The sequence below is a fragment of the Variovorax boronicumulans NBRC 103145 genome, from assembly GCF_001591345.1.
GTDB lineage: Bacteria > Pseudomonadota > Gammaproteobacteria > Burkholderiales > Burkholderiaceae_C > Variovorax > Variovorax boronicumulans.
Genome location: NZ_BCUS01000080.1, coordinates 1 through 22,637, shown reverse-complemented (window position 1 = coordinate 22,637; position 22,637 = coordinate 1). Strand labels below are relative to the sequence as shown.

General features: G+C 69.5%; 25 protein-coding genes and 2 pseudogenes. 9 read left to right on the top strand and 18 right to left on the bottom strand.

What is annotated here, in order from left to right; genetic code table 11:
• Window positions 1–16: 16 nt before the first annotated feature.
• The gene (modB, locus tag VBO01S_RS21260; protein ID WP_062479002.1) at window positions 17–706 is read right to left on the bottom strand and encodes a molybdate ABC transporter permease subunit; all 690 of its coding nucleotides are present in this window, start codon (window positions 704–706) and stop codon (window positions 17–19) included.
• Between the two features lie 115 nt (window positions 707–821).
• Here modB and VBO01S_RS21255 point away from each other — a divergent pair, with 115 nt between their 5' ends.
• Together VBO01S_RS21255 and VBO01S_RS21250 are read left to right on the top strand one after the other, a co-directional pair.
• Window positions 822–1,061 (top strand): hypothetical protein, encoded by a 240-nt coding sequence (locus tag VBO01S_RS21255; protein WP_062478998.1) that lies wholly within the window; start codon window positions 822–824, stop codon window positions 1,059–1,061.
• Window positions 1,058–1,738, top strand: coding sequence for a nitroreductase family protein (locus VBO01S_RS21250; RefSeq protein WP_062478995.1), 681 nt, complete (start codon window positions 1,058–1,060; stop codon window positions 1,736–1,738). The genes VBO01S_RS21255 and VBO01S_RS21250 overlap by 4 nt, the downstream gene beginning before the upstream one ends.
• On the opposite strand, the gene tsaA is transcribed toward VBO01S_RS21250, so the two are convergent.
• The 4 genes from tsaA to apbC form a co-directional block, all read right to left on the bottom strand.
• Window positions 1,699–2,196 (bottom strand): tRNA (N6-threonylcarbamoyladenosine(37)-N6)-methyltransferase TrmO, encoded by a 498-nt coding sequence (gene tsaA / locus VBO01S_RS21245; protein WP_062478992.1) that lies wholly within the window; start codon window positions 2,194–2,196, stop codon window positions 1,699–1,701. The two genes, VBO01S_RS21250 and tsaA, sit on opposite strands and share 40 nt — an antisense overlap.
• A complete protein-coding gene (locus VBO01S_RS21240) occupies window positions 2,193–2,540 on the bottom strand; it encodes a winged helix-turn-helix domain-containing protein (RefSeq protein ID WP_062478989.1) in 348 nt (115 codons plus the stop codon). Before VBO01S_RS21240 ends, tsaA begins: the two co-directional genes overlap by 4 nt.
• 53 nt (window positions 2,541–2,593) lie before the next feature.
• Window positions 2,594–3,544 (bottom strand): LysR family transcriptional regulator, encoded by a 951-nt coding sequence (locus tag VBO01S_RS21235; protein ID WP_062478987.1) that lies wholly within the window; start codon window positions 3,542–3,544, stop codon window positions 2,594–2,596.
• A 76-nt stretch (window positions 3,545–3,620) separates the two neighbouring features.
• Window positions 3,621–4,712, bottom strand: coding sequence for an iron-sulfur cluster carrier protein ApbC (gene apbC / locus VBO01S_RS21230; protein ID WP_062478984.1), 1,092 nt, complete (start codon window positions 4,710–4,712; stop codon window positions 3,621–3,623).
• A gap of 107 nt (window positions 4,713–4,819) precedes the next feature.
• Here apbC and VBO01S_RS21225 point away from each other — a divergent pair, with 107 nt between their 5' ends.
• A complete protein-coding gene (locus VBO01S_RS21225) occupies window positions 4,820–6,025 on the top strand; it encodes a patatin-like phospholipase family protein (protein ID WP_062478980.1) in 1,206 nt (401 codons plus the stop codon).
• Window positions 6,026–6,056: 31 nt separating this feature from the next.
• Here VBO01S_RS21225 and VBO01S_RS21220 read toward each other — a convergent pair whose 3' ends face one another.
• The 4 genes and pseudogenes from VBO01S_RS21220 to VBO01S_RS21210 all read right to left on the bottom strand — a co-directional run bounded on the left by VBO01S_RS21220 (window position 6,057) and on the right by VBO01S_RS21210 (window position 10,707).
• The gene (locus VBO01S_RS21220; protein ID WP_255221160.1) at window positions 6,057–6,821 is read right to left on the bottom strand and encodes an alpha/beta hydrolase; all 765 of its coding nucleotides are present in this window, start codon (window positions 6,819–6,821) and stop codon (window positions 6,057–6,059) included.
• Between the two features lie 231 nt (window positions 6,822–7,052).
• Window positions 7,053–8,258, bottom strand: a complete 1,206-nt coding sequence (locus tag VBO01S_RS33245; protein WP_255221162.1) for a M20 family metallo-hydrolase — start codon at window positions 8,256–8,258, stop codon at window positions 7,053–7,055.
• Between the two features lie 66 nt (window positions 8,259–8,324).
• Window positions 8,325–9,497: pseudogene (locus tag VBO01S_RS33240) on the bottom strand (diaminopropionate ammonia-lyase); the annotation flags it as partial.
• 28 nt (window positions 9,498–9,525) lie between these two features.
• A complete protein-coding gene (locus VBO01S_RS21210) occupies window positions 9,526–10,707 on the bottom strand; it encodes a M20 aminoacylase family protein (RefSeq protein WP_062478972.1) in 1,182 nt (393 codons plus the stop codon).
• A gap of 88 nt (window positions 10,708–10,795) precedes the next feature.
• Between VBO01S_RS21210 and VBO01S_RS21205 the strand changes: the two genes are divergently transcribed.
• Window positions 10,796–11,269 carry an Lrp/AsnC family transcriptional regulator gene (locus VBO01S_RS21205; protein ID WP_062478970.1) on the top strand — a complete coding sequence of 158 codons (474 nt, stop codon included), beginning with the start codon at window positions 10,796–10,798 and terminating at the stop codon, window positions 11,267–11,269.
• 27 nt (window positions 11,270–11,296) lie between these two features.
• Here VBO01S_RS21205 and VBO01S_RS21200 read toward each other — a convergent pair whose 3' ends face one another.
• From VBO01S_RS21200 to VBO01S_RS21170, 7 genes are all read right to left on the bottom strand, one after another.
• Window positions 11,297–11,656, bottom strand: a complete 360-nt coding sequence (locus tag VBO01S_RS21200; RefSeq protein ID WP_062478967.1) for a hypothetical protein — start codon at window positions 11,654–11,656, stop codon at window positions 11,297–11,299.
• Window positions 11,657–11,700: 44 nt separating this feature from the next.
• On the bottom strand, window positions 11,701–12,156 hold the full coding sequence (locus tag VBO01S_RS21195; protein ID WP_062478964.1) for a hypothetical protein: 456 nt from the start codon (window positions 12,154–12,156) through the stop codon (window positions 11,701–11,703).
• A gap of 84 nt (window positions 12,157–12,240) precedes the next feature.
• Window positions 12,241–12,942, bottom strand: a complete 702-nt coding sequence (locus VBO01S_RS21190) for a YceH family protein (protein ID WP_062478961.1) — start codon at window positions 12,940–12,942, stop codon at window positions 12,241–12,243.
• Window positions 12,943–12,983: 41 nt separating this feature from the next.
• Window positions 12,984–13,709, bottom strand: coding sequence for a phosphodiester glycosidase family protein (locus VBO01S_RS21185; RefSeq protein WP_062478958.1), 726 nt, complete (start codon window positions 13,707–13,709; stop codon window positions 12,984–12,986).
• A gap of 23 nt (window positions 13,710–13,732) precedes the next feature.
• Window positions 13,733–14,764 carry an isocitrate/isopropylmalate dehydrogenase family protein gene (locus VBO01S_RS21180; RefSeq protein ID WP_062478955.1) on the bottom strand — a complete coding sequence of 344 codons (1,032 nt, stop codon included), beginning with the start codon at window positions 14,762–14,764 and terminating at the stop codon, window positions 13,733–13,735.
• A 152-nt stretch (window positions 14,765–14,916) separates the two neighbouring features.
• The gene (locus tag VBO01S_RS21175; protein WP_062478953.1) at window positions 14,917–15,588 is read right to left on the bottom strand and encodes a hypothetical protein; all 672 of its coding nucleotides are present in this window, start codon (window positions 15,586–15,588) and stop codon (window positions 14,917–14,919) included.
• Window positions 15,589–15,653: 65 nt separating this feature from the next.
• Window positions 15,654–16,292, bottom strand: coding sequence for an LbetaH domain-containing protein (locus VBO01S_RS21170; RefSeq protein ID WP_062478950.1), 639 nt, complete (start codon window positions 16,290–16,292; stop codon window positions 15,654–15,656).
• 90 nt (window positions 16,293–16,382) lie between these two features.
• Between VBO01S_RS21170 and metG the strand changes: the two genes are divergently transcribed.
• Window positions 16,383–18,479, top strand: a complete 2,097-nt coding sequence (metG, locus tag VBO01S_RS21165) for a methionine--tRNA ligase (RefSeq protein ID WP_062478947.1) — start codon at window positions 16,383–16,385, stop codon at window positions 18,477–18,479.
• 20 nt (window positions 18,480–18,499) lie between these two features.
• Here metG and VBO01S_RS21160 read toward each other — a convergent pair whose 3' ends face one another.
• Window positions 18,500–19,171, bottom strand: coding sequence for a GntR family transcriptional regulator (locus VBO01S_RS21160; protein ID WP_062478945.1), 672 nt, complete (start codon window positions 19,169–19,171; stop codon window positions 18,500–18,502).
• 58 nt (window positions 19,172–19,229) lie between these two features.
• Here VBO01S_RS21160 and VBO01S_RS21155 point away from each other — a divergent pair, with 58 nt between their 5' ends.
• The 4 genes from VBO01S_RS21155 to VBO01S_RS21140 are packed head-to-tail and all read left to right on the top strand — an operon-like array spanning window position 19,230 to window position 22,410.
• The gene (locus VBO01S_RS21155; RefSeq protein WP_062478943.1) at window positions 19,230–19,985 is read left to right on the top strand and encodes an enoyl-CoA hydratase/isomerase family protein; all 756 of its coding nucleotides are present in this window, start codon (window positions 19,230–19,232) and stop codon (window positions 19,983–19,985) included.
• A gap of 43 nt (window positions 19,986–20,028) precedes the next feature.
• Window positions 20,029–21,003 carry a Bug family tripartite tricarboxylate transporter substrate binding protein gene (locus tag VBO01S_RS21150; protein WP_062478940.1) on the top strand — a complete coding sequence of 325 codons (975 nt, stop codon included), beginning with the start codon at window positions 20,029–20,031 and terminating at the stop codon, window positions 21,001–21,003.
• Window positions 21,000–22,199 carry a CaiB/BaiF CoA transferase family protein gene (locus VBO01S_RS21145; RefSeq protein WP_062478927.1) on the top strand — a complete coding sequence of 400 codons (1,200 nt, stop codon included), beginning with the start codon at window positions 21,000–21,002 and terminating at the stop codon, window positions 22,197–22,199. Before VBO01S_RS21150 ends, VBO01S_RS21145 begins: the two co-directional genes overlap by 4 nt.
• Entirely contained in the window at window positions 22,186–22,410 is a 225-nt protein-coding gene (locus VBO01S_RS21140) for a hypothetical protein (protein ID WP_062478924.1), read from the top strand. The genes VBO01S_RS21145 and VBO01S_RS21140 overlap by 14 nt, the downstream gene beginning before the upstream one ends.
• A gap of 7 nt (window positions 22,411–22,417) precedes the next feature.
• Here VBO01S_RS21140 and VBO01S_RS32720 read toward each other — a convergent pair.
• Window positions 22,418–22,637 (bottom strand): annotated as a pseudogene (locus VBO01S_RS32720) (hydrogenase maturation protein); the annotation flags it as partial.

The following is a 22,637-nucleotide window of genomic DNA, read 5'->3' as shown; positions in this document are numbered from 1 at the left end:
CTGGAAAAAGGGGGAATCAACGAAGCGAAAAGAAGCGGTTCGACACGACCAGCACGGCAATCGACAGCACCGACGTGACGACCACCAGCAGCAGCGCCAGGTCGTCGTGGCCGGCCTGCACGGCGTCGTAGATGGCCATCGACAGGGTCTGGGTCTGCTTGGGAATGGAGCCGGCCACCATCAGCGAGGCGCCGAACTCGCCCATGGCACGCGCGAACGCGAGCAGCGTGCCGGCCAGGATGCCGGGCCAGGCCAGCGGCAGCGTGACGCGCAAGAACACCGAGAACGGCGACTGGCGCAAGGTGCTCGCGGCAGCTTCGAGCGAGCGGTCGACGTTCGAGAACGCGGCGCTGGCCGACTTGAGCACCAGCGGCAGCGCCACCACGGCCGAAGCCACCACGGCGCCGTGCCAGCTGAAGATGATGGTGTAGTCGAAGTGCTCGCGCAGCCAGGCGCCGAGCGGGCTGCGCCGCCCCGCCGCGACCAGGATGGCGTAGCCGATCACCGTGGGCGGCAGCACCAGCGGCAGCATGAACACGGCCTCGAGCACGCCCGAGCCGACGAACTGCTTGCGCGCGAACACCCAGCCCAGCGCCACGCCTGCGACCAGCGCCAGCAAGGTCGCGACCGCCGCGACCTGCAGCGACAGGACCAGCGGCGACCAGTCGGTGGTGGCGATGAGCGAAGAGGTGGTCGTCGTGTTCATTGAGATACGGCGTAATTGTTACATGAGCAGCCTTCTGGTTCCCACGGGGATGCACGGATGCGCCGGTCTTCATATACTGGCGGATACAGCGTTGGAGACTTTGTCCATCCGCCCCATGCGCCTTTCCCCTCATGACACCGTTGTCCGCTCGACCTCCGGCAGGCCCGAGCTTCGCCATGTGACGCAGGTGCACGAATGGCGCATCGAACGCACGCTGGACGCCGGCGGCTTCGTGCTGTCGATCATCGCGCCGGGCGGCGAGAGCCAGTCGTTCCTGGTGGCCCCGGGCGACGCGCAGGACATCGGCGAGGTGCTGCGCCGCAGCGCCGCGTGGACCGACCGGCGCGGGCCATGACGGCCATGTGGCGCCACATGACGGGTGCGGAACGCATCCTCGAAGTCCTGCTGACGCGGCGCTCGGTGTCGCCGCGGCGGCTGCAATCGCCCGGCCCGAACCCCGACGAGCTCGACGCCATCATTCAGGCCGGCTTGCGCGCGCCCGACCACGGCGGGCTGCATCCGTGGCGCGTGATCGAGTTCCGCCCGCAGAACCGCGAGGCGCTGGCCTGGTGCTTCGAACAGGAAAAGCTGCGCCGCGACCCGCTCGCCAGCCCGACCGACCTGCGGCGTGCCCGCGAGCACGCCACGCGCCCGCCGCTGCTGCTGGGCTTCGTGGTGTCGCCGCGCGAGCGCAGCAAGATTCCCGCGCGCGAACAGTGGCTGGGCGCCGGCGCGGCGCTGGGCAACCTGCTGGCCGCCGCGCACCAGCTGGGCTACGGCGCCATCGTGCTGAGCGGCGAGCGCTGCTTCGACGAGACGCTGGTGCGCCAGGTCGGCGTGCAGCCGGGCGAGTACCTGGCGGGGTTCATCAGCATGGGCACGATCCGCGAGGCGCCGCCGCAAGCGCGCGAGACGCTGTCGCAGGACGTGTGGTCGTGCTGGCAGGGCGACCTGCTGCCGGGCGCGGCCGGCGAGGCGTCAGGCGACGGCGATCAGTCCATCCGGCCGTCGGAGCGCGTGCGCGGCAGCTGATCGAGCCGCGCGCCGAACCAGCCCACGCGCTCGGTCTCGCGCACATCGAAGCGCGGCACGTAGGGCTTGATGTCGAGCACGGGCGTGCCGTCGATCATGTCGTTGCCGCTGAAATGCAACGTCGTGCCTTCCACCGCCGTGAGCCGCACGATCGACAGGCCCAGCCGGTTGGGCCGCGCGGGCGCGCGCGTGGCGAACACGCCATGCGTGGCGTCGTCGAGAAAGGGCACCACCTCGAGCCGTTCGTGCGCGCAGCGGTGCAGGTGCGTCACGAGGATCAGGTAGTCGAAGCCTTCGATGTCGCGCAGCCCCGGCGCGAACTCGGCGAACACCTCCAGGCGCCCCACTTCGTCGGGCGCACCGGCCGTCTGGATGGCCATGCCCGAGGTCTCGGTGAAGCGGCTGCGCACGATGCCGACCGGGCGACAGACGACGGGATCGATGTCCGCGGCGTTCATGGGGCCAGCAGGCGCGTGAGCGCGCGAACGTCCGCCGCCGTCGCGAGGCGCGCAGCGTTCTCGATGGCGCGGTAGCGCTTCACGATGTCCTCGCCCACGGGCGTGAGCGCCGTGCCGCCGCCGCGCGAACCGCCGGCGGCGGTGTTCACGGCCGGCGAGGCCAGCGTCTGGTTCATCTCGTCGATCAGCATCCACGCGCGGCGGTACGACATGCCGAGCAGGCGGGCCGCCGCCGAGATCGAACCGGTCTCGGCCACGGCTTCGAGCACGGCGATCTTGCCGGGGCCGATGGCGATGGTGTCGTCCCGGTAGATGCGCAGGCGGAACTGGGCTTTGGATTTCATGGTGGCGCGAAGGGTAAACCATCCGGGGTGCCGCCGGCACCCGTGGGCTGGGGCTACGCGGCGTCGAGCGCGCCGCTGTGCTGGCGCGCCTGCGCCTGCCATTCAGGCGTCTGCAAGAAGGCCAGCGCCGCATCGAGCGCCCGCGCGGGCCGCACGCCCTCCTGCGTCATGAAGCCGATGGGCGTGCGCACCTCGGGCGCCACCAGCGGCAGCGCCTCCAGTTCACGGTGGCTGCGCACGGCCGCGACCATGGCGCCGGGCAGCACGCTGCTGACGGTGCCCGCGCTCACGGCCAGCGCGAGCGTGAGCACCGAGTTGGTCTCGATGGCCGGCGCCACCGCGGCCACGCCAGCCTCGCGCAGGGCCTGGTCGATGATGGCGCGGTTGTGCATGTCGGGCGTGAGCAGGCACAGCGGCAGCGTGCCGGCCTCGGCCCAGGCGATGGGACGACCGATGCGCAGCCGGTCGGCCGAGGGTTTCTTCGCGCGCCGCAGCAAAAAGTAGTGCTCGATGCTCTGCGGCCAGGCCTTGAGCTTGACGCCCGGCAGGTGCATGCGCTCGGTGTAGCCCAGGGCGAGGTCGACCGAGAGGTTTTCCAGGCCCGTCTCCAGCTCCTGCGAACTCATGGAGAGCACGGCCGGCACGATGCCCGGATGGCGCTGCTGCAGCATCGCGGCAAAGCGCGACAGCATCGGGATCGCGGTGGGCACGGCCGCCATGCGCAGCCGCCCGCGCGGGTCGCCGGCCTCGCTGCGCAGCTCCTGCAGCAGCACCTCGTTGTCGCGCAGCATGCGCTGCGCCGTGGCCAGCACGCGCTCGCCTTCGTGCGTGAGGCCCACGTACACGCGGGAGCGCTTGACGATGACGACGCCGAACTCGCCCTCTAGCGCGCGCAGCGCATTGGACAGGGCCGGCTGCGTGATGTGGCAGGCCTGCGCGGCGCGACCGAAATGCTTGTGCTCGCTGAGTGCGACGAGGTAGCGCATCGAGGCGAGCAGGTTCATTGCGTGCGTCCTTTTTCTTCTTGCAGGCTCGCGTCCGGGGCGCCTGCACAGGCCCTCGCCCTGCCCCGCCTGTGCCTCAGGTGTTCTTGCTGATCGAGATCGTCGGGAACTTCGCGGAAAAGTCCTTCGCCTTCTCCGCGATCCCCACCGCCACGCTGCGCGCCACGGCCTTGTAGAGCCCGGCCACCTCGCCGTCGGGGTCGGACACCACCGTGGGCGCCCCGCTGTCCGCCTGCAGGCGGATGTTGATGTCCAGCGGCAGCGCGCCCAGGTAGGCCATCTGGTACTCGGCCGCCATCTTCTTGCCGCCATCGGCGCCGAAGATGTGCTCGGCATGGCCGCAGTTGGAGCAGATGTGCACCGCCATGTTCTCCACGATGCCCAGGATCGGCACGCCGACCTTCTCGAACATCTGGATGCCCTTGCGCGCGTCGAGCAGCGCAATATCTTGCGGCGTGGTGACGATCACCGCGCCGGTCATCGGCACGCGCTGGCTCAGCGTGAGCTGGATGTCGCCGGTGCCCGGCGGCATGTCGACGATCAGGTAGTCGAGGTCTTTCCAGTTGGTCTGGCGCAGCAGCTGCTCGAGCGCCTGCGTGGCCATGGGGCCGCGCCAGATCATGGCCTGGTCGGCGTCGACCAGGAAGCCGATCGACATCACCTGCACGCCATGGCGCTCCTTGGGCTCCATGTTCTTGCCGTCGATGCTCTCCGGGCGACCGTCCAGGCCCATCATCATGGGCTGGCTCGGACCGTAGATGTCGGCGTCGAGCAGGCCCACGCTGGCGCCCTCGGCGGCCAGCGCCAGCGCCAGGTTGGCGGCCGTGGTGCTCTTGCCCACGCCGCCCTTGCCCGAGGCCACCGCCACGATGTTGCGCACGTTGGGCATCAGCTGCACGCCGCGCTGCACCGCATGGCTGATGACCTTGGTGACGATGTTGACCGACACGTTCTCCACGCCCGGCACGGCCTTGGCCGCGGCCACGAGCGACTTGCGGATGGCCGCGTGCTGGCTCTTGGCGGGGTAGCCGAGTTCGAGGTCGAACGAGACATCGCCCTCGGCGATCTGCAGGTTTTTGAGCGAGCGGGTCGCTGCGAATTCTTTGCCGGTGTTAGGGTCCGTGACGCTCTTGAGTGCGTCCATGAGCCCGTCGGGGGTGAGTGCCATTGATCAAACTCCTGAATGGCGGGTAGTCTATTCCGCCCGCCAAGCCCGTACCGGGACGCGCTCATTTCCCGTCCGAAAAACGCCGAAGAAGAAAAGACACCGACGCAATGCCCGAGACAAGCCCCGCCACCGGCCTGCTGCTGACAGGCGGCGGCGCCCGCGCCGCCTACCAGGTCGGCGTGCTTGAAGCCATCGCCGAGATCCGGCGCGACGCCGTGGCGGCGGGTGCGGCCATCGGCGGCGGCAACCCGTTCCAGATCATCACCGGCACCTCGGCCGGCGCCATCAACGCCGCCGCGCTGGCCTGCGGCGCCGACGACTTCGACCGCGTGGTCGCGCACATCGCGCAGGTCTGGGGCGAGTTCCGCGCCGAGCAGATCTACCGCGCCGACTCGCTCTCGGTGCTCGGCAGCGGCGCGCGCTGGCGCATGCTGCTCGGGCTGGGGCGCTTCGCGGCCAACTGGATGCGCATCAAGCCGAAGTCGCTGCTCGACAACTCCCCGCTGGCCGGCCTGCTGCAACGCCTGGTGCCGCTGGACCGCCTACCGACGCTCATGCAGCAGGGCCACGTGCAGGCGCTGGCGGTCACGGCCTCGAGCTACAGCTCGGGCGAGCACGTGACCTTCTTCGAGGCGGCCGTGCCGATGGAGCCCTGGGTGCGCTCGCAGCGCCTGTCGGTGCGCGACCGCATCACGCATGCGCACCTGATGGCCTCGTCGGCCATTCCCTTCGTGTTCCCGGCCACGGCGCTGCCGATGCCGCCGGGCCACACCGAGTACTTCGGCGACGGCTCGATGCGCCAGTCGGCGCCCATCGCGGCGGCGATCCACCTGGGTGCGCAGCGCATCGTGGTGATCGGCGCGGGCCGCATGCACGAGCCGCGCGACGAGGACGCACCCAACACCCACAGCGGCTACCCGACCATGGCGCAGATCGCCGGCCATGCGCTGTCGAGCATCTTCCTGGATGCGCTGGCGGTCGACATCGAGCGCCTGCGCCGCATCAACCACACACTGGGCCTGATCCCCGAAGAGGCGCGCGCCGCGAGTGCGCTGCGCCCGCTCGACCTGCTGGTGATCTCGCCGTCGGAGCGCATCGACATGATCGCGGCACGCCACGTCGACGCGCTGCCAGGCGCCGTGCGGCACCTGCTGGGCGGCTCGAAGGTCGCGGCCGACGTGAAGGGCGGCGCGCTCGCCAGCTACCTGCTGTTCGAGTCGGCCTACACGCGCGAGCTCATGGCGCTGGGACGCGCGGACGCGATGCGCCAGCGCGACGAGGTGCTGAGGTTCTTCGGGTGGGTGCCGACCTGACGGCGCAGGGTGCGCGCACCCTGCCGTCCGACTACTTGAAGATCAGCGCCATCGCATCGTCGAACGCCGGCAGGTCGGTCGCGAGGTGGCTCTTCGAATAGGTCTTCTCCACGAGCGTCAGGCCCGGGTACGCGCGCTTGAGCAGCTTGTCGTACAGGTCGCCCACCGGCACGTAGTTGCAGCTGGTGGTGTCGCCGCAACGCGCAAGGAACAGCGTCGCGTTGAGCGTCTTGCCGTTGCGGGCGTCGTACATCCGCTGCTCCAGCACGTCGATGTCGGCTTTCTGGAAACCGAAGGCGCCGTCGAAGGACAGGAAGTGCGAGAACGCGAGCGTGCTGCCCGCCCCTTCGAGGAAGAGCGCCATGCCCGTCATGCTGCCGCCCAGCGACAGGCCCGTGAGGATGCGCTTGCCCGTGTCCACCCGGTACTTCGATTCGATGAACGGGAGCAGCTCGGTCGTGAGGAACTCGTGGTACGCGACGGCGCCCGGCAGGTTGAAATCGGTGCCCCTTCGCCCGGTACCGCCGATGCCGATCAGGATGGCTTCCACACGCCGGCGCTCGAGAATCTCCTTCAGGTTCTGGAAGCGCAACCCCGGCGGGTTGTAGGCGGCATCGGCGTCCAGCGCGTAGATGATGGGCAGCGGCGCGGCACTGCTGTCGTACGAGGGCGGCAGGTACACCTGCAATTCGTAGGTCGCGCCGGTCTTCGACGACTGGATGGTGGCGGAGGTCGTTCGACCCGCCGCAGGTGCTGTCGTGGGGGGCGGTGCCACGGCCCCCGGTGCGATCGGCAAGACAGCGCCTCCACCGCCACCCCCGCCGCCTCCTCCCCCACCACAACCCGACAGTGCCACCAGCACCGCGCAGCAGCCGAGTGCGGCCACCCGGGCGCGAAGAATCCCTCTGAATTCCATGAAACGCCTTGTTTTTTGTGACGATGCGGCTTGCATCGCGCCGGATCATCGGAGGCGCGCAGGTCAGTGGTCAATGCCGTCGATACCGATGAGGACGATAGTTCGCACCCCTCAGTCCGCCTCGTCCAACAGGCCCAGCACCACGTCCAGCAGCACGTTCGCGCCCTGCGCCAGGTCGGCGCTCGCCGTGTGCTCCTTCGGGTTGTGGCTGATGCCGCGCACGCTCGGCACGAAGACCATGGCGGCGGGCGCGATGCGCGCCATCATCTGCGCGTCGTGGCCCGCGCCCGAGGTCATGCGGCGGTGGCTCAGGCCGCGGGCATGCGCGCTGGCCTCGATGAGGCGCACCAGCCGTTCATCGAACTGCACCGGCTCGAAGCGCGCCAGCGTGCGGGCTTCGATGGTCACGCCTTCGGTTGTTTCGAGCTGCCGCAGGTAGTCGGCCAACTCGCCTTCGGCGTCCTTCAGCGTCGCCTCGTCGGTGTTGCGCAGGTCGACCGTGAGCGTGGCGCGCGCCGCGATCACGTTGATGAGGTTCGGGTGCAGGTCGATCGCACCGACGGTCGCGACCTGGCTGCCGCCGTAGCGGCGCGCCAGCTCGCGCACGAACACCGCGACGGCGGCGGCGCAGTAGCCGGCGTCGTGGCGCAGGTGCATGGGCGTGGTGCCCGCGTGGTTCGACTGGCCGGTGACGACGATCTCCTGCCATGAGATGCCCTGCAGGTCGGCCACCGCGCCGATGGTGACGCCTTCGGCCTCCAGCACCGGGCCCTGCTCGATGTGCAGTTCGACGAACGCGTGCGGCACCAGCGTGCCGCAGGCCATGTCGCCCGCGTAGCCGATGCGCGCGAGTTCGTCGCCCAGCCGCGCGCCGTCGGTGGCGACGGTGTCGAGCGCCGCCTCGAGCGCGAGGCCGCCCGCGTGCACCAGCGAGCCCATCATGTCGGGCATGAAGCGCACGCCCTCCTCGTTGGTGAAGGCGGCGACCACGAAGGGGCGCAGCGTCTGGCGCTGGCGTTCGTTGAGCCAGCGCACCACCTCCAGGCCGGCCAGCACGCCGTAGTTGCCGTCGTAGCGCCCGCCCGTGGCGACGGTGTCGATGTGGGAGCCGGTCATCACGGGCTTCGCATCGGGCAGCTGGCCGGGGCGGATGCCGAAGATGTTGCCGATGCGGTCGATGCGCACGGTGAGGCCCAGGTCGCGCATCCACTGCACGAGCCGGTCGCGGCCCGCGCGGTCGGCATCGGTGAGCGCGATGCGGCAGACGCCGCCTTGCGCGGTCGCGCCGATGGCGGCGTGCGCGTCGATGCGCGCCATCAGTGCGGCTTCGGCGATGCCTTCGCGCTGCAGCCATTGCGCCTGCGCCGCCACGACTTCTTCGCCTGTGCGACCGGTCAGCGCGCGGTACACACCGGGCGCGGTCGCGCCTTCGGTGCTGAACAACAGCACGCGCGAGCTGGCGTCGAGGCCGGCGGCGCGCGCCAGTTCTGGATCGGCCGCGAGCACCTGCAGCGCGGCGAGGCCGGCCGCGCCGGATTCGCCGACCAGCACGGGCACGTCGCCCGCCTCGCCGGTGGCGAAAGTGCGCATGGCGTGCTCGGCGTCGGCATCGGTGACAGTCATGAAGAGGTCGACCGAGGGTTGCAGGAAGCGCCACGCGAGCGGCGAGGTCTCGCCGCAGGCCAGCCCCGCCATCACCGAATCGACGCTGCCGGTGGCGCGGTCGGGCCGGCCGCTGCGCGCGCTTTGCAGCAGGCAGTCGGCCTGCTCCGGCTCGACGACGATCAGCGTCGGCCGCGCGGCGCCGTAACGCTCCCAGACATGGCTGGCCACGCCGGCCGCGAGCCCGCCGACACCGCCCTGCACGATGACGTGGGTGAAGGGGCACGGCGCGCCGGGCGCGGTGTTCTCGAGCAGCTCGTCGACGAGGATGCCGTAGCCCTGCATCACGTCGCGCGGAATCTCTTCGTAGCCTTCGTAGGAGGTGTCGGAGACCACCTCCCAGCCGTTCACCCGGGCCAGGCGCGCGGCTTCCTCGACCGAAGCATCGTAGTTGCCCGCGATGCGCACGATCTCGGCGCCGAGCGCGGCAATGGGCGCCTCGCGCTCTTCGCTGACCTGCGCGTGCAGCACGATCACGCAGCGGCAGCCCATGCTCTGCGCGGCTGCAGCCAATGCGCGGCCATGGTTGCCATCGGTCGCGCTGATGATGACGAAGTCGCGCAGCGCCTCGGCATGCCGGCCCGCGAACAGGTCGGCGGGCGTCCAGCCCCGCTCGGGCCAGCGGCGCAGCACCAGGCGCAGCAAGGCCACGGGCGCGCCGAGCACCTTGAAGCTGCCGAGCGCGGAGCGCCGCGATTCGTCCTTCACGACCACCTGCGCGATGCCCAGTTGCGCGGCGAGCCGGGGCAGCGGCCACGCCGGCGTCGGCTGCGGCGAGAGGCGGTCCCAGGTGGACAGCCACTGGCGACTCTCGCGGCCGCGTGCGATGTTCATGACGGCCTGCAGGGCCGCGTCGTAGCCGCGCCGTTGCGCGTGAGGGTTGGCAAAAAGCATGGGAAGAAAACCGGAAAAGAAGAATGGATCAGGCCGCGGTGCGCACGGGAAGCCGCTGGCGCACGATCTGCGCGAAGTAGCGCGCGCCCGTGGTCAGCACCGCGTCGTTGAAGTCGTAGCGGCCGTTGTGCAGCGGCGTGCCGCCGGGCTCGCCCTCGGCGCCGTTGCCCAGGAAGACGAAGGCGCCCGGCACGGCGCGCAGGAAGGCGCCGAAGTCTTCCGAGATCATCATCGGCGCGACATTCGCGTCGACCTTTTCGGCGCCCACGACGGCCGTCGCGGCGGCCACCGCGGTCGGCACGCACTCGGCCCAGTTCACGGTGGGCGCGAACTCGTGCGTGTAGCTGAAGGTGCACTCCGCGCCGTGCATGCGGCAGATGCCTTCGCTGATCTCGCGCATGCGCGCCTCGAGCATGCGTTGCACGGCCGGGTCGTAGCTGCGCGTGTCGCCCTTGATGACCACGTTCGACGGAATCGCGTTGCGGATGCCGTCGGTGATGAACTCGGTGCATGAGACCACGGCCTGCGCGCCGGGGTCGAGCGTGCGCGACACGATGGTCTGCAGCGCCAGCACGATCTGCGCGCCGATCACGATCGGGTCGATGCCCATGTGCGGCCGCGCCGCGTGCGTGCCCCGGCCGTGGATGTGGATGACGAAGTTGTCCTCGCTCGCCATCAGGCCGCCCACGCGCGTGGCGAAGGTGCCGGCGGGCAGGCCGGGCATGTTGTGCAGGCCGTAGATCTCGTCGACCGGGAAGCGTTCGAACAGGCCGTCGTCCATCATGGCGCGGGCGCCGCGGCCGTGTTCTTCGGCGGGCTGGAAGATGAAGCGCACGGTGCCGTCGAAATCGCGCCGCTCGCGCAGCAGTTGCGCGGCGCCGAGCACCATCGCCATGTGGCCGTCGTGGCCGCAGGCGTGCATGCGCCCGGGCGTGCCGGAGGCGTAGGGCCGCTCGGTCGCCAGCTCGGTGATGGCCAGCGCGTCCATCTCGGCCCGCAGGCCGATCACGCCGGTTCCGCTGCCGACCGTGAGGCTGGCGACCAGCCCGGTGCCGCCGATGCCGGTGTGCACCTCGAGCCCCAGCGCCCGCAGCGCGCTGGCAATGAAGGCCGAGGTCTTCGCCTCCTCGAAGCCGGTCTCGGGCATCGCATGCAGCTGGTGCCGCCAGCCGGCCAGCTGGTCGCGCAGGGGTTCGTCAGGAAACTTCATGGCGAGATGCTATTGACAACGCAGCGGGACAGGTGCGCAAAATGAGCCGCCTCCACGCAACGTTTTTGCGTGAAGATCGCCCTTTCTCATGACACCCCTCGACGCCCTCGACCTGCACCTGCTCGAACTGATCCAGGCCGACAGCCGCCTCTCGCAGGGCGAGCTGGGCGAGCGCATCCACCTGTCGACGGCGGCGGTGAACCGCCGGCTCAAGCGCCTGCGCGACGAGGGCGTGATCCAGCGCCACGGCGCCGTGCTGTCGCCCGCCGCGCTCGGGCACCCGCTCACCATCGTGGTCGAGGTCGAGGCCGAGAGCGAGCAGATCGAACGGCTCGACGCCATGAAGCAGAGCTTTCGCGACTGCCCGCAGGTGCAGCAGTGCTACTACGTGACGGGCGAGTGGGACTTCATCCTCGTGTGCGTGGTGCGCGACATGGCGCAGTACACCGCGCTCACCCGCCAGCTGTTTTTCCAGAGCAACAACGTGAAGCGCTTTCGCACGCTGGTGACGATGGACCCGGTGAAGGTGAGCCTGGATGTGCCGGTGTCGGCGGGGGTCTGAGGGCGCGGGCTCAGGCGGCGCGCGGCGTCACGAGCCCAGGCCGAACAGCGCCAGCAGGCCCAGAACGAACCAGCCGGCCTTCTTGGCGCTGTCGGCGCTTTCCTTCGAGATCGGCCACAGCCTGGCGCGGCGCCAGGCGCGAAAGTTGTTCGCCACCGCGAGGCCCACGCCAAGCAAGAGCAGCGGCGCCATGTCCCATGCGGCTGCGGCGATGCCCGACAGCACGATGATCAGCAGGCCCGCCACCCCGATCCCGCTCGAGGTGCTGGCCAGCACATGCGAGAGCTTGCCGCAGCGCCCGCACGCTGCGGGCGTTTCGCGGCTGGACCAGCGCTTGGCAACGGCGGCGATGCCCGGCTGGCGGCAATGGGGACAGGCGTAGGTCATGCGGCTCCCGCGAACGACGTGGAAGCCGACGATAGCCGATGGGCTCAGCGCGCCGACAACATCGACCGCAGCATCAACAGCACCGCGCCGACGATCGGCGCCAGCGCCAGCAGCCGGCCGGGTTCGAAGGCCAGCCCGGCAATGGCGCCGATGAAGCAGCCAGCCTTGATCCACATCGGCACCGCGCCCCAGCCGCGCCGGTGGGTCACGGCGAGCGCAACCAGCGCGACCCAGCCGAGCGCACCGCCAAGGACCGACAGCGTCCAGCTCAGCAGGTAGAACGCCGAGTCAGCGTCGCGGAACGCGAGCGCCGTGCCCAGGCCGCGCCAGGTGTGCCACCAGCCGTCGAACAGCAGGAAGCCGGTGGCCGAGGCGGCCCACCAGAAGAAGGCGTAGAGGCTGGCAACGCCAGCGAGTGCTGCCAGCCCGCCCAGCAGGCGCCGGGTGATGTCGTCGAAGGGCGTGTGGTCGCGCCAGGTGGCTGTTTGTCCGTGGTCCATGGTCGGAGCTCCATTGGGTTCGCAATGGGTCCGACGGTAGGCGGCGAATGTGCGGGCTGGATGAAGCCTTTGTGAAGCGGGGGATCAGGCCTCGGGTACGTCCGGCGCGTCAGGAGAAATGCCCAGCTCCGAGCACACGCGCCCCAGCAGCGCCTTCAGCGATGCCACCTCGGTCTCCAGCCGCGCCACGTTGGCCTTGAGCGCCGCAACCTCGCCAAGCGAATCGCCGTTCGTGGCAAAGGCGCCGTCGCCCGATGCGCCCGGCCCCGCCACCTCTTCCGCCGGCGGGCCGCTCAGCAGGTGTGCCCAGCGGCTTTCGCGCGCACCGGGCAGGCGCGCCAGCTTCACCACCAGCGCGCCGGCCGGCCGTTCGGCGAGTTCGTTGAGAAAGCCCTCGACCGACGAGATGTCGGCGAAGTTGTGCATGCGGTCGCAGGCGATGCGCAGTTCGCCGGCCGTTTGCGGGCCGCGCAGCATCAGCACGGTGAGCAGGATGACCGATTGCGACGGAATGCGCAGCACGCGGTCGGTGTTGTGCTCGTAGCGGAAGGCGCGCCCGCCGCTGGTTTCGGCCACGAGGCTGTAGCCCTTCAGGCTGTCGATGGCGGCCTGCACCTGCGACTCGCTGAGTTCGAGCACCGGGTTGCGGCTGGTCTTCTGGTTGCAGCCCGACACCAGCGAATTGAGCGTGAGCGGGTAGCTGTCGGGCACGGTGCGCTGCTTTTCGGCCAGCACGCCGAGGACGCGGGTTTCGAGGAGGGACAGGACGGGCAGCGGTGTGGACATGGCTCTGGGAGAAAGGGCAGAAGTGAAAAGGCAGCCGGGCCTCAGGGCGCCACCACGGCCAGCATCGGCCCGAGGTCGCGCACGAAGTCGTTGCGCTGCAGTGTCTTCGAATAGATCGCCGACACGGTGCCGTCGAGGTACAGCGCGTCGCGGCAATGCAGCACGTCGCGCAAGTACAGCGCGAAGTCGTAGAAATTCACCGGCGTCTCGGCAAGCACGAAGACCGCGGTGGTGCCCGACACGCACACGCCGTTGCGGGTCTTGCGCGAATCCGAATTCGGAATGAGCGCCGGGTGCACCGCGCCGTGGCGCAGCAGCAGCGGGCCCGACTGGGTTGCCAGCTGCACGCCGCCCTTCGCGGCGATCGCCGGGTATTCCGATGCCTCGACGATGCGCGGCCCCTGGGCCGTCACCAGGAACACGCCGTTGGGCTTGCGAAAGAAATTGCCGACGCCGTCGGCCAGGTTCAAAGGCGCTTCCTCGCGGCCTTCGCGCACCAGCAGGCCGACGGGTGCGAAGTCGGCGTGGTACATGCCGGCGTTCGCCGCGAACAGCAGTTGTTTGTTGCGCGCCTTCAGCCAGGCCTCGAGCCGGTCGAAGCGCTTGAAGGCGGCGCCGGTGTCGTCGTTCAGGAACAGCGCGAGCTTGTCGGTGCGCAGGTCGACCTTGACGACGGTGTAGCGCGGCGGCGCGTCCACGGCCCCGGCGGCAGACCACGCCAGGCCGGCGAGCAGGAAGACCAGCGCAGGCAGCAGCAGTTTTTTCATGCGACCTGCACTGTCTGCTTTTCTCAACCGCCGTTGATGCGCGCGACCAGCGCCTTCGTGAAGGCCGCCGTGCCGGCGCTGCCGCCGAGGTCGCCGGTGCGCACGTTGTCCAGGTTGAGCGTCTGGTCGATGGCGGTGCGCAAGCGCGTGGCCAGCTCGGGCCGCTTAACGTGGTCGAGCATGAGCGCGGCCGCCAGCAGCAGCGCGGTCGGGTTGGCGATGCCCTTGCCGGCGATGTCGGGCGCCGAGCCGTGCACGGCCTCGAAGATCGCGGCGTTGGTGCCGATGTTGGCGCCGGGCGCCATGCCCAGGCCGCCGACCAGGCCGGCCACGAGGTCCGAGAGGATGTCGCCGAACAGGTTGGTGGTCACCAGCATGTCGAACTGCCAGGGGTTGAGCACCAGCTTCATCGCGCAGGCGTCGATGATCACGGTGTCGAGCTCGAACTGGCCCTTGTACTTCTCTTCGTACAGGTCGAGGCCGGTCTCCAGGAAGATGCCGGTGAGCGCCTTCATGATGTTGGCCTTGTGCACCAGCGTGACCTTCTTGCGGCCGGTGGCCACGGCGGTGTCGAACGCGTATTCGAGGATGCGGCGGCTGCCCTTGCGGGTGTTGACGCCGGTGGCCATGGCCACGGCGTGCGGGTCGCCGTCGATGGGCACATAGTGCTCGTGGCCGATGTACAGGCCCTCGAGGTTCTCGCGCACCACGGTCAGGTCGATGTTGTCGTAGCGCCCGCCCGGAATGATGGTGCGTGCGGGGCGCAGGTTGGCGTACAGCTGGAACTCCTCGCGCAGGCGCACGTTCGACGAGCGGTAGCCGCCGCCCGAGGGGGTTTCGAGCGGGCCCTTGAGCGCCAGGCGGGTGCTGCGGATGCTGTCCAGCGTGGCCTTGGGCAGCGGGTCGCCCGAGGCCTTGACGCCGCCCAGGCCGGCGATCTGGGTGTCCCACACGAAAGGCGCCTTCAGCGCATCGAGCGCCGCCAGGGTCGCGTCGACGATTTCAGGGCCGATGCCGTCGCCGGGGATGAGGGTTGCGGGGATGGAAGTGGTCATGGGTTGAGCGCTCAGGTCGGTTGGCGAAAAGGCTGGCGGGCATCATCCCACGGCGTGCTTGCGCGACGGACCCAAGACCGTATGCCCCCAAGGACGTATGGGACGAGCGGGAAGTGGAGGCCGATTTTTCAGCCGACCTTCCCGCCCGCGCCTCAACGCTCTTCCAGGCCGTCGAGTTCGTAGCTGAAGAACACGTCACCCTTGGCGGTCTTCACCTGCATCTTGATGACACCGTACTCCGGTGCATACCAGGAGTCGACCGAGTTGTCCTTGCCGCGGGAGCGCACGTGGCAGACGTTTTCGAAAGTGCGGGCTTTGTAGTTCGGCGTCAGCTCCAGGCTCTCGAAGCCCACGAAAACATGGTCCGCCTGGTATTTCGTGCCGAAGGCGAAGGACTCATTGCCTGCGCTCGTGGTCTTCACACCCTTGCCTGCCAGCTTGAAGGCGGCGCCCGGCTTGACGTCGGCCGGCACCTCGGGAAACGGGGTTGCAAAGACTTCCTTGATGGCCACCTCGTTGGCGTTTCCGCCGAGCGCCGCGATGCCATACTGCTCGGAGCCCAGCCGCTGGCGGCCGGTTTCGTCGAAGAAACTGACCGTCTTGACGCCGCCATCGATGCTGACTACGCCCATGGCGGCCTTGCCCGCGAACTGGGTCTTGATGATCTGGACCCTCGAGCGGTCGCTCAGCCGGTAGGCCACACCGGGCTTGAGCTTGAAGCAATCCGCAAAAGACGGGGCGGCAGCGGTGGCGCTGGTCGTTGCCGCCACTGCGATGGCAGCGCCCAGAATTGCCTTGAAAGCAGATGACTTGGTGTTGTGCATGAATCCTCTCCCTGTTGTTTGAGCGGGGATGATGCCATGCACTTCTTGCCGGTTTTTCCGGCGCATCACAGGCCGTCGAGCAACTCCTGATCGAGCAGCGAGGCGCGCGCCACAACACGGCCGGGGCGCAGCAGTGCACCAGGCGCAACGACCGCATTGGCGCCGATGCGCGCGCCATCGCCGACGAGCGCGCCGAACTTCTCGCAGCCCGTGGGCTGCAGCGTGCCGCCTTCCCCGCTTCGCACGCGGATTTTCTTGTCGGCGCGCTCGTTGCGGTGATTGCACACGATGCTGCCCGCCTCCATGTTCACGCCGGCGCCGACGATGGAATCCCCGACGAAGTTGAAATGCGCCAGCGCCGAGCCCGCGAACACGAAGGACGATTTCAGCTCGGTGCCCGGCCCGATCGTGCAGCGCGCATCGATCCAGTTGCCGCCGCGCAGGTAGGCGCCCGCGGCCACGAAACAGCCCGCGCCCAGGATCAACGGTCCCTTGAGCACCGCGCCGGGCTCGACCACGGCGTCGCGGTGAACGGCCACCTCGCCGTCGATGGCATACACATGTGCCGGCAGCGCCGCGAGCAGCCGACGCACGATCTCGGGCGCGCGGGGCGGCAGTTCCCAGGGCAGGAGCGCGCCCCAGGGCGCCAGGGGAGAAGCGGCGAATCCCGCGACGTAGGCGGACAGGTCGATGGCATGCGTCATGGGGTCGATGCTGCCACCGAACGCACGGGCGGACGCCGCCACCTAAAATGCCCGGTTCCGTCCGTACCACTCCCGAAAGCGCCCTCCCCGATGTCCGCCCCGCGCAAGCTCTTCGTCACCACCGCCCTGCCGTATGCCAACGGCAAGTTCCACATCGGCCACATGATGGAATACATCCAGGCCGACATCTGGGTGCGGAACCAGCGAATGAATGGCGCCGACGTCAACTTCGTGTGCGCCGACGACGCACACGGCGCGGCGATCACCATCGCGGCCGACAAGGCCGGCGTGACGCCGCAGGCCTTCGTGGCCGAGATCGCCGCGGGCCGCAAGCCCTACCTCGATGGCTACCACATCGCCTTCGACAACTGGCACTCGACCGACGCGCCCGAGAACCACCAGCTGGCGCAGGACATCTACCGCGACCTGCGCGCCAACGGCCTCATCGAGACCAAGAGCGTCGAGCAGTTCTACGACCCGGCCAAGGGCATGTTCCTGGCCGACCGCTTCATCAAGGGCGAGTGCCCGAACTGCCATTCGAAGGACCAGTACGGCGACAACTGCGAGGTGTGCGGCGCGGTGTACGCACCCACCGAGCTGATCAACCCGTACTCGGCGCTGTCGGGCGCCAAGCCCGAGCTGCGCAGCTCGGAGCACTTCTTCTTCAAGCTGTCGGACCCGCGCTGCGAGGCCTACCTGAAGGAATGGACCGCCGCCCCCGGCCACGTGCAGCCCGAGGTGCAGAACAAGATCCGCGAGTGGCTCTACAAGGACGACGAAGGCAAGGGCGGCCTGGGCGACTGGGACATCAGCCGCGACGCGCCCTACTTCGGCATCGAGATCCCCGATGCGCCGGGCAAGTACTTCTACGTGTGGCTCGACGCGCCCGTGGGCTACCTGGCCTCGCTGAAGAACCTGCTGGACAAGCGCTGCATCGAGTTGGGCGGCGACGGCATCTCGTACACCGAGTACATGGCCGACCCCGAGCTGGAGCAGGTGCACTTCATCGGCAAGGACATCATCACCTTCCACACGCTGTTCTGGCCCGCGATGCTGCATTTCAGCGGCCGCAAGGCGCCCAACGCCATCTACGTGCACGGCCACCTCACGGTGAGCGGCGAGAAGATGAGCAAGAGCCGCGGCACCGGCATCGACCCGCTCAAGTACCTGTCGATCGGGCTCGACCCCGAATGGCTGCGCTACTACATCGCCGCCAAGCTCAACGGCCGCAACGAGGACATCGACTTCAACCCCGACGACTTCGTGGCGCGCGTGAACAGCGACCTCGTGGGCAAGTACATCAACATCGCCAGCCGCGCGGCCGGCTTCATCGGCAAGCGCTTCGGCGGCCAGCTGGGCGCGGTGTCGGCCGACGGCGAAACGCTGCTGTCCACGCTGCGCGCCGCGGCCACGCAGGTGCAGTCGCTGTACGACGGCCGCGACTACGCCCGCGCACTGCGCGAGGTGATGGCGCTGGCCGACAAGGTGAACGAGTACGTCGACCAGAACAAGCCCTGGGAACTGGCCAAGAAGGAAGGCGCCGAGGCGCGTCTGCACGACGTGTGCACGGTGTGCATCGAGGCCTTCCGCCTGCTCACGCTGTACCTGAAGCCCGTGCTGCCGGCGCTGGCCGTGAACGTCGAGGCCTTCCTGAAGATCGCGCCGCTCACCTGGGCGGACGCCGCGCAGGCCCTGCCGGCCGGCCACGCCATCGGCGACTACAAGCACCTGATGCAGCGCGCCGACCCCAAGCAGGTCGACAAGCTGTTCGACGTGCCCGAAGCCGCGGCTGCCGCACCCGTCGCCACCGAAGCGCAGGAGCTGCCCGGCGGCGAAGCCATCGCGCCGACCATCACCATCGACGACTTCGCGAAGATCGACCTGCGCATCGCAAAGATCGTGGCCTGCGAGAAGGTCGAGGGCTCGACCAAGCTGTTGCGCCTGACGCTCGACGCGGGCGAAGGCAAGACGCGCAACGTGTTCAGCGGCATCGCCTCGGCCTACCAGCCGGAGCAGCTCGTGGGCAAGCTCACGGTGCTGGTCGCCAACCTCGCGCCGCGCAAGATGAAGTTCGGCGTCAGCGAAGGCATGGTGCTGGCCGCGAGCCACGGCGACGAAAAGGCCCACCCGGGCATCCACGTGCTCGAGCCCTGGGCGGGCGCAACGCCCGGCATGCGCGTGCGCTGACCCGACCACGCAAAGAAGAACTAGCCGAACTTGTTGTTCAACACGAGGTCGGCGAACACCTTGCCGCCCACCGAGATGTGGTCGCGCATCGCCTCCGCGGCGTTGTCCGCGTGGCCTTTCAGAATCCACTCCACCACCCGTTCGTGCTCCCGCTGTGAAGCGGCGAGCCGGCCGGGCTTCTCGAACATCCGCCCACGGTAGGCCGAGATGCGCAGCCGCACGGTCTGCGCCTGCTCCACGATGAAGGGGTTGCCGCTGGCGCGGTAGATCACGTCGTGCAGCGCGGCGTTGGCCTGCTGGTAGGCCTCGGCGTCGTCCGCCTGCGCCTGCGCGGCGGTGCCGGCCAGGGCACGCAGCAGTTCCTCGCGCAGCGCCGGGCCGATGCGCAGCGCGGCCAGGCGCGCCAGCACGCCTTCGAGCTCGCCGAGCGCTTCCATCATCGCCACCAGTTCGTTCGCCCGCAGCTGGCGCACGTAGATGCCGGTGCGCGGAACGATGTCGACCAGCCCGCGCGCACTGAGCAGCAGCAGCGCCTCGCGCACCGGCGTGCGCGAGGTGTTGAAGCTCAGGGCCAGGGCCTTTTCGTCGATGGCCATGCCGGGCGACAGCACGCCGCCCAGGATGTCTTGTTCGAGCCGGGCGCGGATGCGGTCCTGCAGGCTGTGGGTGTCGAGGGTTTTCGCGGGTTGCATGGCGATCTGGATATTAGCTAACCTTACAGATATATCAATTCATCTGTTTGGTACATCAATGTCTCCCACTCTCGCGATCGACGGCCACGTGGCCTACCTGACGCTGCACCGTCCCCAGGCCGCCAACAAGCTCACGCCGGACGATCTTCCCGTGCTGATCCAGCATGTGGACACAGTGAACCGCACACCCGAGGTGCTGGTGCTGGTCCTGCGCGCCGAGGGCAAGTACTTCTGCAGCGGGTTTGATATATCAGAAGTGGCCACCCAGAGCCAGACCGAGGGCCGCAGCTTCGGCGAGATGGTCGACGTGTTCGAAAACTGCCGCGCCGTCACCATCGCGGCGGTGCACGGCGGCGTCTACGGCGGCGCGACCGACCTCGTGCTGGCCTGCGACTTCCGCGTGGGCGCTCGCTGCGCCGAGATGTTCATGCCAGCCGCGCGGCTCGGCCTGCACTACTACCAGAGCGGCATGGAGCGCTACGTGTCGCGGCTGGGGCTGGACACGGCCAAGCGCCTCTTTCTCACCGCCGAAAAGCTCGACGGCGCCGCCATGCGCGACTGCGGCTTTCTCACGCAGCTGGTCGACGACGCCGCCGCGCTCGACACCGAGGTGCAGCGCCTGCGCACCGTGCTCGCCGGCATGGCGCCGCTGGCGCTGCTGGGCATGAAGAAGCACCTGAACCAGATCGCGCGCGGCACCGCCGACGCGGCCGCGATCTCGCGCGAGGTGCAGCGCACCGTCGCCTCCGAAGACCTCGCCGAGGGCGGCCGGGCCTGGCGCGAGAAGCGCACGCCGGTGTTCCAGGGCCGCTGAGCGCGCCCGCCCCTTCCCCACACAAGACCCAGGAGACAAACCCATGAAGCAAGAACTGCGAGCCCTCTCGTTCGCCGCCGCCGCGCTGCTGGCCTCGGCCGGCGCACTGGCCGACACCTACCCCTCGCGCCCGATCACGCTGCTGGTGGGCTTCCCCGCCGGCGGCGGCGCCGACACCGTGGCGCGCATCGTCGGCGACAAGCTGGGCAAGCTGCTCGGCCAGCCGATCGTCATCGACAACAAGCCGGGCGCCGGCACCACCATCGCATCGGACCAGGTCGCGCGCGCCGCGCCCGACGGCTACACGCTGCTGCTGGGCAGCGCCAACCTCTACGGCAGCGACAAGCTGCTCTACAAGAGCGTGAAGTACGACGGCGCGAAAAGCTTCGTGCCGATCTCGCGCTGGAGCTCCGCGCCGATGCTGCTGGCGGTGAACAAGGACGTGAGCGCCAAGACCGTGCAGGCGCTGATCGCCGAGGCGCGGCAGAACCCCGGCAAGCTGGCGTACTCGTCCTCGGGCGCGGGCGTGGTGACGCACCTGGCGGGCCTCTCGTTCGAGAAGGCGGCCGGCGTGCAGATGCTGCACGTGCCGTACAAGGGCGGCGCGCCGTCGATCCAGGCCGTGGCCGCAGGCGACGTGCAGCTCACCTTCGGCACGCCGCCCTCGGTGCTGCCGATGGCGCAGGGCCAGAAGCTGCGCGTGCTGGCCGTCACCTCGGGCCAGCGCTCGCCGCTCTTTCCCGACGTGCCCAGCGTGGCCGAGGCCGGCGTGAAGGGTTACGACTACACCTTCTGGTTCGGCCTCTTCGGCCCGGCCGGCCTGCCGCCGGAGGTGGCGCAGAAGCTGTTCGACGCCAGCGTGGCGGCGCTGAACGACCCCGAGGTCAAGGCGCGGATGGAGAAGTCGGGCAACGAGTCGGCGCCCTCGAAGTCGCTGGCCGAATTCCGTGCCTGGGCTTTGGCCGAAGGCGCGAAGTCGAAGGAACTCACCGAGCGCTCGGGCGCGAGCGTCGAATGACCACGCACGCACCCAAGGCAGGCCCGCTGCAGGGCTTCACCGTCATCGACCTCACGCGCGTGCTCGCGGGCCCGTACTGCACGCTGTTGCTCGCCGACCTGGGCGCGCGCGTCATCAAGGTGGAACAACCCGGCCTGGGCGACGACGCGCGGCAGATCGGCCCCTTCGTCGAGGGCGACTCGGCCTACTTCATGTCGGTCAACCGCAACAAGGAGTCGATCGCGCTCGACCTGAAGGCGCCGGCCGACCGCGCGGTCTTCGAGCAGCTGCTGGCCACGGCCGACGTGCTGGTCGAGAACTTCCGGCCCGGCACGATGGAAAAGCTGGGCTACGACTGGCCGACGCTGCACGCGCGCTTTCCGAAACTCGTGTTCACCTCGGTCTCGGGCTTCGGCCAGACCGGCCCGTACAGCAGGCGCCCCGCCTACGACATGGTGGTGCAGGCGATGGGCGGCATCATGAGCCTCACCGGCCACCCCGGCGCGCCGCCGACGCGCGTGGGCGTGTCGATCGGCGACCTGGGCGCCGGGCTGTACGCGGCCGTCGGCACGCAGGCCGCGCTGCTGCAGCGCGAGCGCACAGGCGTGGGCGACCGGGTCGACGTGGCGATGCTCGACTGCCAGGTCGCGCTGCTCGAGAACGCGATCTCCCGCATGGAGGCCGAGGGCCGCGCGCCGGGGCCGATCGGCTCGCGGCACCCGTCGATCACGCCCTTCGACGTGTTCCGCGCGGCCGACGGCTGGTTCGTGATCGCGGCGGGCAACGACGCGCTGTTCCAGCGCCTGTGCACCGCGCTCGAGCTGCCCGCGCTCGCCGGGGACGTGCGCTTTGCCACCAACCCGGTGCGCTGCCAGCACCACGAGGCGCTCAAGCAACTGCTCGAAGAGCGCCTGTCGACCGCGCCCTGCGCGCACTGGCAGGCGCTGCTGATGCAGCACAACATCCCCACCGGCGACTACAACGACGTGGCCGCGGTGGTGAACGACCCGCAGGTGCAGGCGCGCGAGATGCTGGTGCAGGTGCGCACGCAGGGCGGCCAGCCGCTCACGGTGGCGGGCAACCCGGTGCACGTCGGCGGGCTGCGCACGCAGGTGCGACGGCAACCGCCGCGGCTGGACCAGGACCGCGAGGCGATCCTGGCGTCGCTCGCCCGATCCAGCGCGGCGGGTGCAGAATCCGCCCATGCAACGCAGTGACCGCCTCCGCCCTTTCGTCCTTTCCGCGCTCGGCCTCGCGAGTGCGCTGCTGCTGAGCGGCTGCGCGGTGGTCAGCGTCGCGAGCACCGCCGTGAGCGTGGGCGCCGGCGCGGTCGGCCTCGCAGCCGATGCCGCCATCGGCACCGCGCGCATCACCGGCAAGGCCGTGGGCGCGGCCGCCGACGCGGTGATTCCCGACAGCAAGGACTGAGGGCCGTTCAGCGCGGCAAGCCCAGCGCCGCGAGGTGCGCGGGCGTGTGCTGTGCTTTTTCCTTGCGCACGAAGGCCGAACGCAGCGCCGCGTGCGGCTCGGCGGGATCGAAGAAATTGCGCCGCATGTGCGCCAGCTCCTCGTCGCGGTACGCCTGCAGCGGCTTGGCCGCCTCGTCGCGCGCACGCGCCGCCTGCTTGTCCGCCAGGCGCGCGGCCAGGTCCGGC

Coding starts and splice junctions, on each gene's coding strand:
- VBO01S_RS21160 (WP_062478945.1), bottom strand. CDS start 19,171: ATGCAACCCGCGAAAACCCTCGACACCCACAGCCTGCAGGACCGCATC.
- modB (WP_062479002.1), bottom strand. CDS start 706: ATGAACACGACGACCACCTCTTCGCTCATCGCCACCACCGACTGGTCG.
- VBO01S_RS21225 (WP_062478980.1), top strand. CDS start 4,820: ATGCCCGAGACAAGCCCCGCCACCGGCCTGCTGCTGACAGGCGGCGGC.
- VBO01S_RS21155 (WP_062478943.1), top strand. CDS start 19,230: ATGTCTCCCACTCTCGCGATCGACGGCCACGTGGCCTACCTGACGCTG.
- VBO01S_RS21175 (WP_062478953.1), bottom strand. CDS start 15,588: ATGCACAACACCAAGTCATCTGCTTTCAAGGCAATTCTGGGCGCTGCC.
- VBO01S_RS21255 (WP_062478998.1), top strand. CDS start 822: ATGCGCCTTTCCCCTCATGACACCGTTGTCCGCTCGACCTCCGGCAGG.
- tsaA (WP_062478992.1), bottom strand. CDS start 2,196: ATGAACGCCGCGGACATCGATCCCGTCGTCTGTCGCCCGGTCGGCATC.
- VBO01S_RS21240 (WP_062478989.1), bottom strand. CDS start 2,540: ATGAAATCCAAAGCCCAGTTCCGCCTGCGCATCTACCGGGACGACACC.
- VBO01S_RS21190 (WP_062478961.1), bottom strand. CDS start 12,942: ATGTCCACACCGCTGCCCGTCCTGTCCCTCCTCGAAACCCGCGTCCTC.
- VBO01S_RS21150 (WP_062478940.1), top strand. CDS start 20,029: ATGAAGCAAGAACTGCGAGCCCTCTCGTTCGCCGCCGCCGCGCTGCTG.
- VBO01S_RS21185 (WP_062478958.1), bottom strand. CDS start 13,709: ATGAAAAAACTGCTGCTGCCTGCGCTGGTCTTCCTGCTCGCCGGCCTG.
- VBO01S_RS21195 (WP_062478964.1), bottom strand. CDS start 12,156: ATGGACCACGGACAAACAGCCACCTGGCGCGACCACACGCCCTTCGAC.
- VBO01S_RS21210 (WP_062478972.1), bottom strand. CDS start 10,707: ATGAAGTTTCCTGACGAACCCCTGCGCGACCAGCTGGCCGGCTGGCGG.
- VBO01S_RS21140 (WP_062478924.1), top strand. CDS start 22,186: ATGCAACGCAGTGACCGCCTCCGCCCTTTCGTCCTTTCCGCGCTCGGC.
- VBO01S_RS21145 (WP_062478927.1), top strand. CDS start 21,000: ATGACCACGCACGCACCCAAGGCAGGCCCGCTGCAGGGCTTCACCGTC.
- metG (WP_062478947.1), top strand. CDS start 16,383: ATGTCCGCCCCGCGCAAGCTCTTCGTCACCACCGCCCTGCCGTATGCC.
- VBO01S_RS21235 (WP_062478987.1), bottom strand. CDS start 3,544: ATGAACCTGCTCGCCTCGATGCGCTACCTCGTCGCACTCAGCGAGCAC.
- apbC (WP_062478984.1), bottom strand. CDS start 4,712: ATGGCACTCACCCCCGACGGGCTCATGGACGCACTCAAGAGCGTCACG.
- VBO01S_RS21200 (WP_062478967.1), bottom strand. CDS start 11,656: ATGACCTACGCCTGTCCCCATTGCCGCCAGCCGGGCATCGCCGCCGTT.
- VBO01S_RS21170 (WP_062478950.1), bottom strand. CDS start 16,292: ATGACGCATGCCATCGACCTGTCCGCCTACGTCGCGGGATTCGCCGCT.
- VBO01S_RS21250 (WP_062478995.1), top strand. CDS start 1,058: ATGACGGCCATGTGGCGCCACATGACGGGTGCGGAACGCATCCTCGAA.
- VBO01S_RS21205 (WP_062478970.1), top strand. CDS start 10,796: ATGACACCCCTCGACGCCCTCGACCTGCACCTGCTCGAACTGATCCAG.
- VBO01S_RS33245 (WP_255221162.1), bottom strand. CDS start 8,258: ATGGCGCGCATCGACGCGCACGCCGCCATCGGCGCGACCGCGCAAGGC.
- VBO01S_RS21180 (WP_062478955.1), bottom strand. CDS start 14,764: ATGACCACTTCCATCCCCGCAACCCTCATCCCCGGCGACGGCATCGGC.